The sequence below is a fragment of the Alteromonas sp. ABH2_165 genome (assembly GCF_056159945.1).
Genome location: NZ_JBSWWF010000001.1, coordinates 683,169 through 699,512, shown reverse-complemented (window position 1 = coordinate 699,512; position 16,344 = coordinate 683,169). Strand labels below are relative to the sequence as shown.

The window sequence follows — 16,344 nt, the reverse complement described above, 5'->3', positions numbered from 1 at the left end:
CTACTATTGGTTTCTTAATAAAGAGTTTATTTGTGCTGAATTCAAGTAACCAGTTACAGACAAATCACTGGTATCGCCTCCAACTTGTTGCAACTGCCACTCGCAAATTGCTGCCCTAGTTTTTTGACCAAGCTCACCGTCTATGTCATTCCCTGAAAATCCCAAAGCTTTTTGTATGGTTTTCCTTTCGCTCTCACCTTTAAGTAAAGATTGCTCATCTCCATACAGAACTAATTCATTTGGAGGGGTTGGACAAAGCTTGAGACCATCAGTTACCTCTTTAGCTAGATGCTCTTTAGGCTGTGTAAAGGGAGAAGTGATATCTGGTTTAGGATTTTCATCTTCTTCAGGCGTTACATCTGCTGCAGAATTTGCCTTAACTATAATTTTCACTTGCGCACTCTGACCAACTTTATCCCTGACAAAAATGTTGTAATTTCCAGCTACCGTTTCAGAAGATACACCGACCTGAATGGAACGTTGAGTCGAAACCACCGAGATTCCATTCCCACCAATTACTGTGGCTTCAAATGGTCCACTCCCGCCCTCAATTGCAAAAGCTCCTGTCCAATCTGTCCCGCTTTGAACCATAATGGGCCCACTTGGGAGTAGTGATATTTTAAAAATTGGATCCGGTAAACTCAAATCACAGCCTTGAATTTGATTAGGAAGCTCAACCCCTGAAAACATGCTAATTACATTTCGCAACTGCTGAGCCTGACCCGAAACTGCACTAAGTGATTCAGTCATTTTCTCAACAAAAACAAGCGCATTTTGCATATTATCTAATTCTAAATCAGCTTTTATTTTGCACTCATCATTACAATCTTCGCCTAAACTTGCACTCTGAAGTTTTACGAGATTACTATCTTGTTCACTGTTTTCTAATTCTGGTGTATTAATGGTAGGTGGAGGAGCCAGTAAATTGGCATTGGGTAGAATGTTCTGCACTATTGCCTTAATTCCTTGCAAGTCAACAATAGTGTTTTCTAAAGATTGATTCACCTTTGCATTAATGTCATCAGACGCCAAACCAAGCCTAATGTCCCGCTCGTGAACCCAACTTCTTATCTTGGTAGCGCGCTCGGCAACATTATTAGCAGTTAGTACTAATTGATCTACCTGATCAGCAAGCCTGATTAAAGCGTTCTTTAATGAACTATCTGACAACATCGCAATTCTGGTCCTAAAAACGATGTTCTCTGCGTGGAGTGCACCACTGTCTCTTACTAATTGCTCAATTACACCGCTATTTAGTATTTGTTCACTAATTGCGTCAATCGTAACTGAGTACGAAGCCGTCATAGCGCATGATATTGCGGTAAGGCCCTGAAGCAATGCTGCTTCTCTCGGACGGCTGGTTAGGAGTTGACCTGATGCATACATCGAACTACCAGTCAGACCTAGAATTGTAATAGTTGAGGGACTACTGCTCTCTATGCCGAGTCCAAGAGCTGTAGCTGTTATAGGTATCAACGATAAACCAATAACATTACGATAGGTCGCATCTGCCTCCAATCGTTTTAGATATTCATTACGGTATGCACACGCTCTTCTTACTCCAGGTCGAGCATCCAGACCGCATACTTCCGTAGTTTTGGCGTCTAATATAGGAACGTTTTTATCAATATTTACATATGGATTAACTAGGGTACAACCCGACAAAGTGGAAAGGATTGCGAATGTTGTCGAAATTTGCAGTTTTTTTAACAACCTAATTCTTTGCTCTACGCACATTTGACTTATTCCTTTATGTAGATATGAGAGCTGATTATTACTTTTTCTGTATTTTGGCCAACCTGAATTTATACTTAGCAATCTAAAAATTTATTATTTTAAGGAATGGATTTATGAGATAATATTCACCAACAATGCTTGCTAAAATAATTTAAAGACTAACAATAAACTTTTACAAACCTCATCAATTGTGAAACAGGTCATCCCATAATACCTACTAAACACGCAATAAATTCGATAAAAACAATCCATCAATATCTCGCGTGTAAACCTATAGCTAGATAGCTAGTTTTTTTATGATAATTATATAATTCATCCGCGTAGCCATTATGATACCGAATTACTAGGGGGACAGTAAAAAACTCGCTATTTTTCAAATTAGTAACTTTAGAAATATATCTTCCCACCGGTAAATCTATGTAATACCTTATATCGGCTGTAATATTACTAAAAAAACTACCATCAACAACTTGCCCGGTAGTAAAAGTAAGTCTAACGGAGTTTTTGACATCAAGGAGTTCAAAAGGTGCTTCTATATCAACTTGCGTTCCAGTATATTTTTTTAATTCCTCAAAGCGTCCTTCAGTCCACCAGATTTCATCCTCTACATCACCTATTTGAGTTCTAAACTTAGCTAATATATGAACACAATCTAAGACCTCCTTGCATCCATTAGAAGTTAAACTTTCAGCCATAGTGTAATTAATACCAAAGCCAAAAAAATTACTTGATCTACTTATTGTCTGCTCAGTCATTTCATATATTTCATCATCAGTAACAATTCCATTACCTGAATACTGTGATGAAAAATTTCTAATTAGCAAGTTATAATCACTCTGACTGTCGGTAACTTGGCCATTAGACTCATGTTCGAAGGAAAGGAACCAAGATGTTAAACCACCATTAGATGGATTCCACATTCGAGTATAGAATATACTGGGATTATGTCGTGTTGTTACTACAGGGCTAGAATCTCTAGTGAAAGCAAAAAAATCAAATTCTCCTTGATATGCTAAAGCCACAGCATATTCTGAATCCTTGCCTTTTGGCAACTGTGTATCCGTAATTAAATATCTAAAGCCTAAACTGACATCTGCGTGTCTCTTTGTTCCTCTTAAATCAGTGTATCTGAATAAAATTTCGTTATCACCCCACTGTGAGAATTTACTTACATCTTGTGATCTTCTCTCTTCGGATTCTCTTTTCTTTAATTCAGTAATTTCAATTGATTGATTAGAGGCACTTGATAAACAGGTAAAAAACAAAATAAAAGAAAATAAAGCAATTCCCTTTAGCCTTCGCATATAAATCCCTAATTCAGTCCATGTAAAAGATAGGAAAACGATTAAATTTCAAACTACCAAGCATTATCTTAAATTGGTAGTTTTTTTTTAAGAAAAAGACACAAATATGCATTTTCTTATATATCTTAGCGTGGTAGCACTTTTTTACGTATTTCAAAGAGCCCAAAAACTACACAGATTAACATCCGAAAGCATAACAGTTAGATTTAACAACTTAAATAACCAGAAAGTTTGGATTCATTAATTACGGTTATGTAGAAAAAATAAAACGCAATCCATTGAACAGTTAAACCGCTCTTTTGAAATAAATCTGGGAATAATTCCATGCAGAGATTCGCAAGTAATAAATTCTGCAAGTGAAAATATGAATACAGTAGTTGAATTTTTTTGACTTAACAGTATCAAAACCCACTAAAAACTTTCACCTCTCCAGCAGACAAAAGTTGCTGCTTTCCGCTTGAAGAGGACAATTCAATTTTGTCACTGTTAATCACGGTTATCTGATCTGCCTGCTGACTGTCGGGCAAGGTCAGGTTCCGAAGTTCGATATCGCCGACAGAATCAAATACCAGAACAGAGCGCGTATCAGGATCAGCCAATCTCATGCTGAAATTGTCCAGTGTGATATCCCTGGCATAACGCATATACACACCTGATGCGGGTAATAAACCGAACATGCTGGGTTCAGGATAAGCTTCGCGGCGAACGGGAACATCAAATGCTGACACTCGCGGCACGTCTTCTTCAAGGGCAAAGAAAGCACTTACGAGATCCGGCGATTGCGTGAGTACATCTTGCTGAGAAAGCCCTCCCCCCATATTCAAATACATATTTTTCAGCGTAACCTGAGACACCGGCGACTCGGGTAGACCTTGAATAATTACCGGAAAACGTCCGTCAGAATGACTTACCGTAACATCGCTAATTAACACCCGGCGAATTGCCCCAACCGGCGTATTTTCAGGGCCCCGCATGCGGACACCGTTGTAAATGAATATTGGCGCATTACTCACTTCATTCATCACCAGACCCGTCGCCACAACATCTTCAATAATGCCGCCGTCTACCGTTTCCAGAGCCAAACCACGGCTGTGGTCAAAAACAATGTTACTTATAGTGATGCGTTTAAAGCCGCCATTGGACTCGGTACCTAGCTTGATACGTCCAGTAGGCCCGTCTTCATCGGGAGCCGAACCGGTCATTGGCTGATAAGTACCATCCAGCATGGTACCCATGGCATAACCGCTTACGATACTATTACTTATGGTGACATTTTCTGTAGCAATAGCCTCACCCATCACGTATGAGCTCTTAAGCACGATGGCATCGTCATTGGGACTATTTACAACCACATTGGTAATACGCACGTTTTTGCATACATCGATATCGATGCCGTCACGATTGGTATCAATACGCAGATTGTCGATGGTGAGATTGTTGATGGCCGTTGCGAGGATACCGAAATGACCACCGCGATAAATGCTGAAATCCCGAAACGTGATATTTCTACCACCTTTGATTGCAATAGCTTTATTGCCCGGATTCACCGAAGGGGCAGGACCGAGTGGCGGATAAAGCCCTTTCCACAGACCTTTGCCGTCTATCAGTCCACTACCCGAAATAGTGATATCGTGAATATTCTCGCCCCAGAGCAGGCTGTTCCTGAAATGACTGTGCCCGAAATCCTGATATTGATATTTCTCGCCCCAAATATTGGGCTCGGGCTTCGCGTATCCTTCGCTTTCATCCGCAGGCGTCGCGGCAAGCAAAGTTGCGCCGTTGCTGAGATGCAGATCCACCTGGCTTTTCAACTCAATACTAAAACTGGCATAAGTGCCCGGAGGGAAATACACCGTTCCCCCGCCGTTCTCACTAGCAGCAAAAATGGCAGCATTAATGGCATCGGTATCTCTGGTCGCGCCGTCACCCACAGCCCCAAAGTCGCGAACATTGAAGTAACCTGTTATTTCCTGCGCCTGTGTCATAGCCATGAACCCAATCCATAGTAAAGACAACTGAATGAAAAACCTGCCCATATCCTTTACCCTCTTAATCTCTGCCGATGCAAAAGAAAACCGGCTTTTAAAGCATGCTATTAGGGGGATAAAGCTGTCGTCAATTCAAACCGTTAAAGCGTAGCGTACCAGCGCATTTAAGTTGAAAAACGTTCAAATATGAATTTATAGACACAGAGCGAACAAAAAATTCAGCGCCACAAAGCAGTTGTACTACTATGTCTTACAACCTGTAGTCAGATGTATTCTAGCTAAGGGCAAACGCAGACAATCGTTCAGAGTGCATAATTGAACACATAACTGTGCTCACCGCCCTCACGGATAATCTTCATATCACCTGAAAGCCCGGCGAGTTCGTCAGTGCCCGAGTCAGGTATGACTTTCAGAATAAGGCTGTCTTTGCCGTTATCCATTACACCAAAATGCTGAAGCGCAAAGGTGCCGGTTTTTCCGTCCAGTGTACCGCTGACAATTTCCATCGCCACATAACCGGCTGAGCCTGGAACTGCAGTCATTACTGACAACATCTCGCCTTTACTGGTTGCCAATAGCGGCCCGTGAAAGGTTTTGTCAATGGTCATCCGCCCTGGTTTTAAAGAATCCGAGGCGGGCATGTGTACGTCCATGGGATTGAGGTTTACATCAAATTTGCCCTGTACCTCTTTACCTTGCATTTTATTACCATCTTCTGCCATTGTATTTTCTCCGGATTTGGTTTTAGAATGACACTGTATAACCATACAGCAGATTAAAGAAGTAGCAAGATGTATTCACGATCCAGAAAACAGCGGGATGCGGATATCGACCAGCGCATACTGCACATACACGGTTTTATCGCTAATAAACTGCTCGCTAACCCGGCACTCATCACGCAAGCAGAATTAACGTTAGAGGCACGCTACAAGCAGAAGTTGCTGCGTTATGGTAGCTATTTGCTGTGGCACAGTGTGCTTGAATTAAAAGGCCAACCTGAGGCTTTCAGAAAACAGTTGCTTAGTGATAAACCGCGTTGGAATACGTTGCGTCGAACAACGATTTTTACCGGTATTTTAACTGAGGAAGAAAGAGAAGAAGCGCTGGCGACGTTTGCCACCAGCGAGAACTAAATAGGCTTACGCGCCTTTGCGTAAATGGTCTGCAACCAGGAACGCCATTTCCAGAACCTGATCGGCGTTCAAACGCGGATCACACTGAGTTTTGTAGGCTTGTTTCAGATCTTCATCTGAAATCTGATAAGCGCCACCAGTACATTCAGTAACGTGCTGGCCTGTCATCTCCAGGTGAACACCACCAGCGTGGGTACCTTCAGCTTCGTGGGCTGCGAAGAATTGACGAATCTCGCTTAAGATCGCATCGAAGTTACGGGTCTTATAACCGCTTGATGCCGAGAACGTGTTACCGTGCATCGGATCTGAACTCCATACTACTTTACGGCCTTCGGCTTTAACACGACGCAGCAGACGCGGCAGGTTTGCTTCCAGCTTATCGGCGCCCATACGGGTGATCAGTGTCAGACGGCCTGCATCGTTGTTCGGGTTCAGCACATCAATCAATTTGATAAGCTCGTCTTCGTCCATCGTAGGACCCACTTTTACACCAATAGGGTTGTTGATGCCGCGGAAGAATTCTACGTGTGCGTGGTCAAGCTGACGGGTACGCTCACCAATCCACACCATGTGTGCAGAACAGTTGTATGGCTTGCCTGTCAGGGTATCGATGCGAGTTAGCGCCTGCTCATAGTTCAGCAGCAGTGCCTCGTGAGAAGTAAACAGGCTGGTTTCATGCAGTGAAGGCGTGTTCAGTGAATTCAGACCAATGGTTTTCATGAATTCAAGAGAATCCTGAATACGGTCAGCAATATCCTGATAACGCTCTTTCAACGGGTTATTTTCGAGGAACGTCATGTTCCAACGGTTTACTTCGTTCAAATCCGCCAACCCACCTTGTGCAAACGCACGCAGCAGATTCAGCGTAGATGCACTGCGGTGATAGGCATCTAATAAACGGTTCGGATCAGGGCGACGGGCCGCCTCGGTGAATTCAAAGCTGTTGATGATGTCGCCACGGTAGCTTGGCAACGTCACGCCATTGATCGTTTCGTAGTCAGACGAACGTGGCTTTGCATACTGGCCAGCCATACGAGCAATCTTGGTGACTGGGCAACGACCGGCAAAGGTCATTACGATAGCCATCTGCAGCATTACCTTAAAGGTATCGCGGATTTTGGGTGCGTTAAATTCATCAAAAGATTCAGCGCAATCACCACCCTGCAGTAAAAAGCCTTTCCCTTCGCACACTTCGCCCAGTTGACGACGCAGTTCACGTGCTTCAGCGGCAAAAACCAGTGGCGGGTACTTGCTCAGTGTTTGCTCAACTTGATTAACTTGTTCCTGATTATCATATTCAGGTTGCTGCAGAATCGGCTTAGATCTCCAGCTGTCGGGTTGCCAGTTACTCACGCTTTCTCCTCATTAATTGACAGCGATGGCCCGTACAGATTGATGTCCCATGGACGACTTGTTGATATCGATTCCGTGATACCAGAAAAATCACTTCCGTGTGGGTGTTGCAGGATTTGTGTATGCGGTTCATCAGGAAAGGATGCGAAATGCACTGTTGAACCTGACCGTACTTTATTGCGAAACGCAAGTTTTTGACCACATTTCGGCTTTATAGTGAACACCTGCGCGGAGTCTATCACATTTAAACCGCGACTATAGGCTTCATTATGCAAAAATCGTGGAGTTTTTTGGCCTGATCGTTGTCGTTGCTGTGCGGTGCCCTCGATGTAACCAAAGTGGCACCAGCAACAAACCATCGTTATTTTCTGAGATGAGCAATAAAACCGTCGGAGGCCTTTTCTATAAGGTCAAGTACTAACTCAAACCCTTTCTTGCCGCCATAATAAGGATCGGGCACTTCTTTGTCGTCACCCGGTGCAAAGTCGAGGAAATAGTGGATGCGGTCTTGATTAACCCCATTGCTAATTTCCATAAGGTTTTCGTAGTTGCTCTCGTCCATGGCCATGATGTAGTCGTATTGTTCGAAATCCGACTCTTCCACTCGACGACACTTTAAGCCTTTAAACGAGTAACCACGTTCCTCTCCCGTCGCAATTGAACGCTTATCCGGCGCCTTGCCAATATGATAACCATGGGTACCGGCTGAATCGATGACCATGTCTAATCCCGCCAATTTAGCCTTGTGACGGAATACCGCCTCGGCGGTAGGAGAACGACAAATATTGCCCAGACAAACGAACAACACAGAGGGTTTATTGGCTTTATTACTCATTTCACTTTTTCAACTTATCGGGCGCTACCGCGGACAACAACCGCCACAGGCAGGAAAACTACTTCAAACAGCCTCTTAGGGTGCCACATTTTACACGTGGCATAAACGCCGTTTAGCTTTTTTTCAAAATGCAGACCTGCCTTAAGTATAAGCAAATATGCCAGTTAGCTTTACCACTCGAGTGCTTCTTTATCACGGAAAAATTGGCCATGAGGTCCGTTTTCTTCAAGTTGCCCTAACCAGATAGCCGTTTCAGCCCCTTTTTCTGGTGTTCGCGGTGCACTACTTCCGCCCATACGCGTATGCACCCAACCTGGACACATGGCGTTTATTTTTACGTTTTTATCACTGTCGATGTGATTCGCTAAGTTGAGCGTAAGTGCATTAAGCGCAGCCTTACTCACTGCATAGGCGAGCGGCCCCTGCATGCTTTCAGAAAATGCACCGTAACCTGAAGACACGTTAACAATGCGGCCGAAATTGTTTTCTAACATACCGGGCAGCACTTGTTGAATAAGTGCAAACGGGCCATTTACATGCACCTGCATCGACTGCGCTATCGCCGCAGGGTCAAGCTCCTCCCACGCACCATCTTCCATAATGCCAGCATTATTCACTAACACATCGATATTGCCATACACCGCCATGGCACGGTTCATATGTTCTTTTACCGAGGCAGTATTGCTTAAATCTAATTCTACAACCTGAATATCCTTACCGACGATGTCTTTTTTGACGTCTTCGCCATCTTCCTCTCGTCGACAGCCGAGTAGCACCTTATAGCCTTGTTTAGCAAAACCACGAACAATTTCCAAACCAATGCCTCGGTTGCCGCCGGTAACCAGTACCGTTTTAGTCATAATGCCTCCTGTGATTTTCTGCATGATAAAGGAAGGTTCAATTTTGGTACGCAATGGCCGACTCCTGGTTCACCTCCTCACCGACTTCTGTACGCAAGACTGTACGGTTGATGACAGGAAATTAATGATCAGGTCACTCATCCAGAAGGTAGAAACGCTAAAGCTTCAAAGGGGAAGCAAAACATTTTCATGGATAAAAAATCGTAAAGAGGTGATATGAGTCACACATCTAATCAAGACCAATTACTCGAATGGCTGAACGGTCAGTATGCAGAACAAACCGAATATCTACAGGCTGTTGATGAAATCGTGAACGACATCATGCCTGTGGCAAATGTGCACGACGATTATAAAAAGTGCGATGCGGTGAGACGGCTGTGCGTACCCGAGCGAATCATTCAATTTAGCGTGCAATGGATGAATGATAACAACGAGATAGAGATCCATCGTGGCTGGCGTGTTCAACACAACGGGCTGATTGGTCCATACAAAGGTGGATTACGCTTTCACCCCACCGTGAATGAATCTATTTTAAAATTTCTTGCCTTCGAACAAACATTTAAAAACGCCCTTACAGGTCTTCCCATGGGTGGCGCAAAAGGAGGCTCAGACTTTAACCCAAAAGGTCGCAGTACTAACGAAATTATGCGGTTCTGCCAAGCGTTTATGGGCGAGCTACAACGCCACATTGGCTCGCATACCGACGTACCAGCGGGAGATATCAATGTAAGTAGCAGGGAAATTGGCTTTCTTTACGGTGAATATCGGCGTATCCATAATCAATTTGAAGGCACCCTCACTGGCAAGGACATATCCTTCGGCGGCAGCTATGTGCGCACTGAGGCAACAGGTTTCGGCCTGATTTACATGCTTGAAGCTGTATTGGCTGAACACGATGAGCAACTTGAAGGCAAACGTGTTGGTGTTAGTGGTGCCGGTAATGTGGCGCTGCATGCTGCGCTTAAAGCGGTAAACAAAAATGCGATTGTTGTAAGCTTATCGAACAGTCGCGGCTGCTTGATTAAAGAGGACGGTTTTAGCGAAAGTGATATTCGCTGGGCAATTGAAAACAACGTTAGTTATAACAATATGCTTACCGCTCTGGCAGATGAATGCGGCGTAGACGCGGTTTGGCAGGAGAACAAGAAGCCGTGGGCACAACCTATGGATATTTGTTTACCTTGCGCCACGCAAAATGAACTCGATGAAAATGACGCTATACAACTGAAAAATAACGCTGTGAAATACGTGCTCGAAGGTGCCAATATGCCCTGTACCAGCGAAGCCCAGAGAGTTTTTGCTGACGCCCGCATTCCATTTGTACCGGGCAAGGCCTCTAACGCTGGCGGGGTGGCACTTTCTGGCCTTGAAATGGCACAAAACGCCACATTCAGTAGAGATTCCTGGGAAACCTTAGACAACGAATTACAATCCATCATGCAGCACATCCACCAACAGTGTGTGGAAGAAGGTAAAGACGGCGACTTCATTCATTATGCTAAAGGGGCCAACATTGCCGCCTTCAGACGCCTCGCTGATGCCATGGTGGCACAAGGTGTTTAGATTGGTTGAAGTTATGCACCTTTGCTAGTCTAACTTAATTATTCTTGCTCGCGCCGTAACCGGAGACTCAAATAGCAGTTGGTTTGCATTCGCATCAATCAACTGCTGTGCGTCATCGGGCAATGTAGCAAGTAGCGTACTCACACGTTGACCGTCGAAAGCATAAACCCTATCACCCGCCTGATAAATCAATGTATTCCCTGACGGAAAATACCGCCCATGACTTTGGGCAAAAGTAGGATGCTGATAACGGTTTTCTCCCCAATATACGGTGTCATCGACGCTGAAAACCAGAGCATCATTGCGGTCCAGCCTGGCGTAATAATTGACGCCAGTTTCAGTGATACGTTGGGACATTTGGCTCTGCAAATCGAAAACTTCGAACCAGGATTGATTATTCTTTTTGGTGGCTAACAGTAAGCGTTCGCCGTCTTCATACCAGTCAAGTACGGAAGTGAACCAATCTGGCATCGTTATTGTTTGTAATGCTTGAGTTCGGGTATCAAATACATGCAGGTTCTGCCCCTGTGCAAATGCGAGTCGTCTGCCACTTTTGTCCCAAACCGGTGCCCTATTCACAGGCAGGTTTTCCGGATTGGGGAAAACCTGTAAGGTCTTGCCGTTGGCAGCAATCATCACCTGTTGCACACCACTGCGGGCAGATACATATGCCAGCAGCCTCCCGTTTGCAGAAATACGACCTAAGTGATCCTCGCCCGTTGAATTTATTACCCGCTGCTCACGCTGGCTATCCATATCTATGAGAACCAGGTCGCGGTCCTGTTCAGTCACTGTCATGGCGATATTGCCAGATTGTGGTGCTGCTACAGGATTAAAAATTCGCATAAAGCTGTCGATGGGTAGTTTTGTAAATTCACCATCCAGTGAGAGCAAATACAACTTATTGAGATGATGTACCACAAGCTGAGATTTGTCGTACCAGTTGATTTCAGTAAAGCCTAATGGCAACGAGGCAAAGGGCTCGCTAAGTTTGCCACTATCAACCTCAAACATCCTAAACTCAATGGTGTTTCTCTCGCTCTCGCCAGCAATTGCAAATCGTTTGTTGTCGTTCGTCAGTGCAAAGCGATAAGGGGTAAAACTATCCGAACTTCGCAGAATTGGGGATGTCGCCTTCGTCACCAAATCTAGCTCATACAACGCTGTTTCCGGAGGACGATTTAATGGCACACTTTCGGCCATAAAATACATCACATTTCCGGCAGGAAATATTCGCCACACAGACATCGATTTAGCGTGCTGATACAGCGGCATCGCCTGTCCGGTTGTGATGTCCACCTTACCAATTCTGTCCCCCGAGTCGTCTCGGACTAGGTAATACAGTGTTAAGCCATCTGCCGCCCAGGCCAATCCCTGATAATTGAGGTTTTTGGTCAGCGAAAGCATTTCTTTACCCGTCTGACAATCAATCACCACGATTTGCGAGCCACGTTCCGACTGCCTGATAAACGCAAGGGACTTTTCATCTTGGGTGTATGCCGGATAGAAATCATAGCTATCGGATGATGTGATGGCCGTGAGTCGGCCAGTAAAAGTGGGCTCTGTAGGCTTCCCCACGAAGCCAATAGTTAACAAAAGTACAGCGACGGCAACAACAAAAATCGGCAGCCAGGGCTTGGAGCTAGACGTCATTTTCCGTTCAGGGGTAGCTTCCAGGGAATAACCCCGTTTGGGATGCGTTTTAATGAATACGGGATTTTTGGCATCGTCAGAAAGCGCTTTTCTTAACTGGGCAATACAGCGCTGTAAAACCCCCGGATTGAATACACCACGTGGCCATACCGCATTATACAAAGCCTCTTGCGACACCACGGTATGAGCATGCTCTGCAAGGTAAACCAGTACCGCCATGGCTTTAGGTTCAACCGTACAGACCTCATCGCCAGACGAAATTTCGCCTCGAGTCGGGTCTACGCATACTCCCTGTAAATAAAACCTTTCCACACAACCTCAATAAAATAAACCGTTGATAAATAGGCACATCATAAAAACATCAGAGAAAAAACAGTGTTCCAATATCGCTGTTCATTCACTGTGATGGGATAACCGCCGACGTTATTCACCAATAAGGAAAACAAAAATGAGGTTAATGAAATTAAGTGTGATTGTCACGGTTGTATTCAGCGCCAAGCTACTCGCATGCGCTTTACCTGGTGTAGAAAAAGCCGCCGCGCAGTATGCAAAGCATAACGCTCCTGGGTTTGTGTTTTTAGTAACGCAGAACAATATCGTAGTTTGTAAAAAAGCGGTTGGCTTAGCCAACATTGAACTTGGTGTGCCAGTTAACACCAACACGGTTTTCGAAATTGGCTCACTGACCAAGCTGTTTACTTCCACTGGGATTTTACTGCTGGAGCAACAGGGGAAACTGAACCGAAACGACCCGGTTAGTCGCTATATTCCGGGGATCACATCACAAAAGTCACCAGTAACAATTGCGCATCTGCTTTCCCATACATCGGGCCTTTTCGACCCAATCAATGAACCTGAATTTCTTGCTACGCGAATCAATGATGATACAACCCTCGACAGCCTGATCCAGGAATTTAAAAATGGTCGATGGGAATACGAACCGGGTCAACACGTTATTTATAGTAATGTTGGTTACAGCATGCTCGCCTCTATCATTGAAAAAGCATCTGAAATCCCATACGAAGAGGCTCTTCAGAAGATGATCTTTCGCCCGCTAAACATGCAACACACCCACCAGGCGAGCTTTCAGATTGTCAAAGGTAAGGCCACCGGATATACATTTGATGACGACACACCACGACAACACGATTTTCTAAACTGGCGCTGGGCGTTTGGTGCAGCCGATTTACTCTCGACAGTAGACGACCTGAATACTTTTAATTCTGCATTAATGCAGGGAAAACTTCTTAACGCAGAACAGCTTTCCGCTCTCACCCGCCCTATTGCGCTAAATGACGGTTCCCAGGTTCCTGGTTCATATAATTACTCAATAGAAAAAGTGGGTGGGAAGCGCGCGCTGAGAATGAATGGCTCGACCATGGGCTATTCCAGCCATAGTGCTTATCTGCCAGACAGCAAAACCTTTGTTGTTGTGCTGAGCAACAGCGATGGTATTAATGGTGGCGGTTGGAGTGCGCCTGAAGTGATTACCAATAGCATAATCGCCGCTATTTCGTTTGATGAAAGCACAAAGCCCGAAAAATAAAGGTGCGTAAAGGTTCTGCAAATCAATAAACCTCCGCTCACGCAATGAGTCGAAACGTTGATTTTATTTTCACGGAATTTCTTATGTTCAGAAAGAAACTGAAAGTTAGCGTGCTTCTTGTTACTGCCACAGCGGCCGCACTCGCACAGGCAGCAGAGAATCGTAAACAACCACAAATCCCGCAGGAAGCTTATGATGCCTGTGCCTCGGCTAGCGAACAGGATAGCTGTGCGATGTCCGGCCGGGATGGTGAAACCGTAGAAGGCGTGTGCATGGCACCACCGCCCGATGCAGACAGTGATGAACTGGCTTGCCGCCCAAACAACATGGGCGGCGGTGACAGACGCCCACCGCCACGGGATGATGATTAAGCGCTTAACGCAAAAGCCTATTGCTTAACAATCTGCTCCATCACCCGGTTAGTTCGTGCTGCGGACTCGCCGGTTGAATCGCATTCAGTACCGTTAATTAAATTGCCAACAATGGCGGTGATCAGCGGCTGCTGGATGTGCTTAGGAAGTTTGAACTCGAGTACTAATGGTTCACTGCCAGTTTTGTGCAAGGTCGCCACGCCTTTTCCAAACACAGGGAATTCAATCACCCCTTCACTGCCGATGATCTGAACGCGATCACACTCGGCACTTTGGGCGGCACTGAAACACCAGTTACCACTGCCGAGCACACCATTATCAAACTGCCAGCAGGCAGTAACGCTGTCTTCCGCATTATACAACCCGCCCTGATTGGCGCTCAGACCGCTGGCTGTTGCAATGGGGCCGAGCAGGAAATCCAGCAGATCGAGTTGGTGAGACGCTAAATCATAAAAATAGCCGCCTCCGGCAACCTCAGGGTTTACCCGCCAGGGTTTATCGATGTTATTGAGTACCTTTGGGCGCACCGACTGCATTAGGCTCACATGTACCTGTCGCACGTCGCCGATTTCCCCATTATCCAACCATTTTTTCAGCTGCAGAAAATTCGGCAAATAGCGGCGATAGTAAGCCACGAACAATGGCAGGTCTGCCTGTTTACAAGCAGCAATCATTGCCTCACATTCCTGATAAGTTCGCGCCATAGGCTTTTCCACGTACACAGGTTTTCCCGCTGCAGCTGCTTTTAAGGCATAAGACAAATGACCATTCGGAGGTGTGGCGATATAAATCGCATTGATATCGGGGTCGTTAATCAATGCGTCGGCATCGTCGTACCATTTGGGCACATTGTGTCGTTGCGCATAATCCTGCGCGAGTTCGCCAGTTCGACGCATCACAGCGACCAGCTCACTATTTTCAATCAACTGCATGGCGGGGGCGCTTTTCACTTCGCATACGTCACCTACACCAATAATGCCCCACTTCACTTTATCCAAAATTTGCTGTCCTTATTTATCGTTATGATGCTCTGAATTGTTGCTTAAACGCATCTTTATAGCGTCGTGATAACATCAGTTTGTGGCCATTTTTCAGGGTAATCTCACCATCGCCACTTTGCAGGTAACTGATATTGTCGATAGCGTGATGTTTCACAGCATAACTGCGATGTATTCGGCTGAACCCAGCTTGTTGCAATTTTTCAACGGTGCGGGCTAAAGTGCCGCGCAGTGGATAAATCCGCCCTTCACTGTGAAGGTTCACATAATTGCCTGCTGATTCCATCCACTCAATATCGCTGACCTTTACCAGAAACTCTTTGTCTAACTTTTTGACCAGCAAATGCTCAGGTATTTTGTATTCCGTTTCTTGCTTTTTAATTTTAGGCGTGGATTCGTTGCTTATTAAATTAGCCTCTCCCTTCAGGCGGCTATAGATAAACTGATAAATCTGGAAGATAACGAAAAAGTTGATGTAGCCCCACATGTCCTTACGATATTCATAAAAAAACTCTGACCAGAAACGACCAAACTGATAATCCCCGTTTTGCCATCCGTAAACCAGCTCGCGGAATCCTACCATCAATAAAACATGCAGCAGTGAAAATACCAGCGAAGCAATAAAATGAAGCACCAGTTGCCGTGAGATCCCAGTGAACCTGGGAGGCATCATACTGAACCAGTAAATCAGCAGCGGCGCGACCATAAAAACGGCCAGCGCACTGGTGTATTCCCAGGTGAAGGGTTCCCACAGCGCAATATCAGCTGCACCGGCACGGTTGTGTTCGGTCCACACCGACAGTGCATTAATCGTATTGGGAATGAGTAAATAGGCGGCTAATATCAGCATTAACCACCACGTCCTGTGGTTGTTGAAGCGCTCAAAAGTCATTGTTAAAAATCTTATCCCTCATAGCCACCGCTTATCCCTCAGGCCTTTCCTTCCGGCATCTGGCGATTGGCTGACAGTCATAAATTACGCATTTTATAACCCTGACTTTAC

14 protein-coding genes are annotated in these 16,344 nt (G+C 45.2%); 4 read left to right on the top strand and 10 right to left on the bottom strand.

The window, feature by feature from the left end:
• Positions 1-3: 3 nt before the first annotated feature.
• The 4 genes from ACXAFQ_RS03080 to ACXAFQ_RS03065 form a co-directional block, all read right to left on the bottom strand.
• A complete protein-coding gene (locus tag ACXAFQ_RS03080; protein WP_474818107.1) occupies positions 4-1,737 on the bottom strand; it encodes a peptidoglycan-binding domain-containing protein in 1,734 nt (577 codons plus the stop codon).
• Positions 1,738-1,988: 251 nt separating this feature from the next.
• Positions 1,989-3,041, bottom strand: coding sequence for a hypothetical protein (locus ACXAFQ_RS03075; RefSeq protein WP_474818106.1), 1,053 nt, complete (start codon positions 3,039-3,041; stop codon positions 1,989-1,991).
• 401 nt (positions 3,042-3,442) lie between these two features.
• A complete protein-coding gene (locus ACXAFQ_RS03070) occupies positions 3,443-5,032 on the bottom strand; it encodes a rhamnogalacturonidase (RefSeq protein WP_474818105.1) in 1,590 nt (529 codons plus the stop codon).
• 299 nt (positions 5,033-5,331) lie between these two features.
• Positions 5,332-5,730, bottom strand: coding sequence for a DUF3224 domain-containing protein (locus ACXAFQ_RS03065; protein ID WP_474818406.1), 399 nt, complete (start codon positions 5,728-5,730; stop codon positions 5,332-5,334).
• 90 nt (positions 5,731-5,820) lie between these two features.
• Here ACXAFQ_RS03065 and ACXAFQ_RS03060 point away from each other — a divergent pair, with 90 nt between their 5' ends.
• Positions 5,821-6,162 carry a hypothetical protein gene (locus ACXAFQ_RS03060; RefSeq protein ID WP_474818104.1) on the top strand — a complete coding sequence of 114 codons (342 nt, stop codon included), beginning with the start codon at positions 5,821-5,823 and terminating at the stop codon, positions 6,160-6,162.
• A 6-nt stretch (positions 6,163-6,168) separates the two neighbouring features.
• Here the strand turns inward: ACXAFQ_RS03060 and ACXAFQ_RS03055 are convergent, their stop codons facing one another.
• The 3 genes from ACXAFQ_RS03055 to ACXAFQ_RS03045 all read right to left on the bottom strand — a co-directional run bounded on the left by ACXAFQ_RS03055 (position 6,169) and on the right by ACXAFQ_RS03045 (position 9,210).
• On the bottom strand, positions 6,169-7,515 hold the full coding sequence (locus ACXAFQ_RS03055; protein ID WP_070126808.1) for a class II 3-deoxy-7-phosphoheptulonate synthase: 1,347 nt from the start codon (positions 7,513-7,515) through the stop codon (positions 6,169-6,171).
• 361 nt (positions 7,516-7,876) lie between these two features.
• Positions 7,877-8,350, bottom strand: a complete 474-nt coding sequence (locus ACXAFQ_RS03050) for a low molecular weight protein-tyrosine-phosphatase (RefSeq protein WP_474818103.1) — start codon at positions 8,348-8,350, stop codon at positions 7,877-7,879.
• A gap of 170 nt (positions 8,351-8,520) precedes the next feature.
• On the bottom strand, positions 8,521-9,210 hold the full coding sequence (locus tag ACXAFQ_RS03045) for an SDR family NAD(P)-dependent oxidoreductase (protein ID WP_474818101.1): 690 nt from the start codon (positions 9,208-9,210) through the stop codon (positions 8,521-8,523).
• A gap of 216 nt (positions 9,211-9,426) precedes the next feature.
• Between ACXAFQ_RS03045 and gdhA the strand changes: the two genes are divergently transcribed.
• Positions 9,427-10,773: an NADP-specific glutamate dehydrogenase gene (gene gdhA / locus ACXAFQ_RS03040; protein ID WP_474818100.1), complete on the top strand. Its 1,347-nt coding sequence runs from the start codon at positions 9,427-9,429 to the stop codon at positions 10,771-10,773.
• 24 nt (positions 10,774-10,797) lie between these two features.
• Here gdhA and ACXAFQ_RS03035 read toward each other — a convergent pair whose 3' ends face one another.
• Positions 10,798-12,738 carry a winged helix-turn-helix domain-containing protein gene (locus tag ACXAFQ_RS03035; protein ID WP_474818099.1) on the bottom strand — a complete coding sequence of 647 codons (1,941 nt, stop codon included), beginning with the start codon at positions 12,736-12,738 and terminating at the stop codon, positions 10,798-10,800.
• A 136-nt stretch (positions 12,739-12,874) separates the two neighbouring features.
• Here ACXAFQ_RS03035 and ACXAFQ_RS03030 point away from each other — a divergent pair, with 136 nt between their 5' ends.
• The gene (locus ACXAFQ_RS03030; protein ID WP_474818098.1) at positions 12,875-13,972 is read left to right on the top strand and encodes a serine hydrolase domain-containing protein; all 1,098 of its coding nucleotides are present in this window, start codon (positions 12,875-12,877) and stop codon (positions 13,970-13,972) included.
• An 83-nt stretch (positions 13,973-14,055) separates the two neighbouring features.
• Positions 14,056-14,343, top strand: coding sequence for a hypothetical protein (locus tag ACXAFQ_RS03025; RefSeq protein WP_474818097.1), 288 nt, complete (start codon positions 14,056-14,058; stop codon positions 14,341-14,343).
• A gap of 17 nt (positions 14,344-14,360) precedes the next feature.
• Here the strand turns inward: ACXAFQ_RS03025 and ACXAFQ_RS03020 are convergent, their stop codons facing one another.
• Complete coding sequence (locus ACXAFQ_RS03020) at positions 14,361-15,332, bottom strand: Gfo/Idh/MocA family protein (RefSeq protein WP_474818405.1); 972 nt, start codon at positions 15,330-15,332, stop codon at positions 14,361-14,363.
• A gap of 31 nt (positions 15,333-15,363) precedes the next feature.
• A complete protein-coding gene (locus ACXAFQ_RS03015; protein ID WP_474818096.1) occupies positions 15,364-16,191 on the bottom strand; it encodes a LytR/AlgR family response regulator transcription factor in 828 nt (275 codons plus the stop codon).
• Positions 16,192-16,344 lie beyond the last annotated feature (153 nt).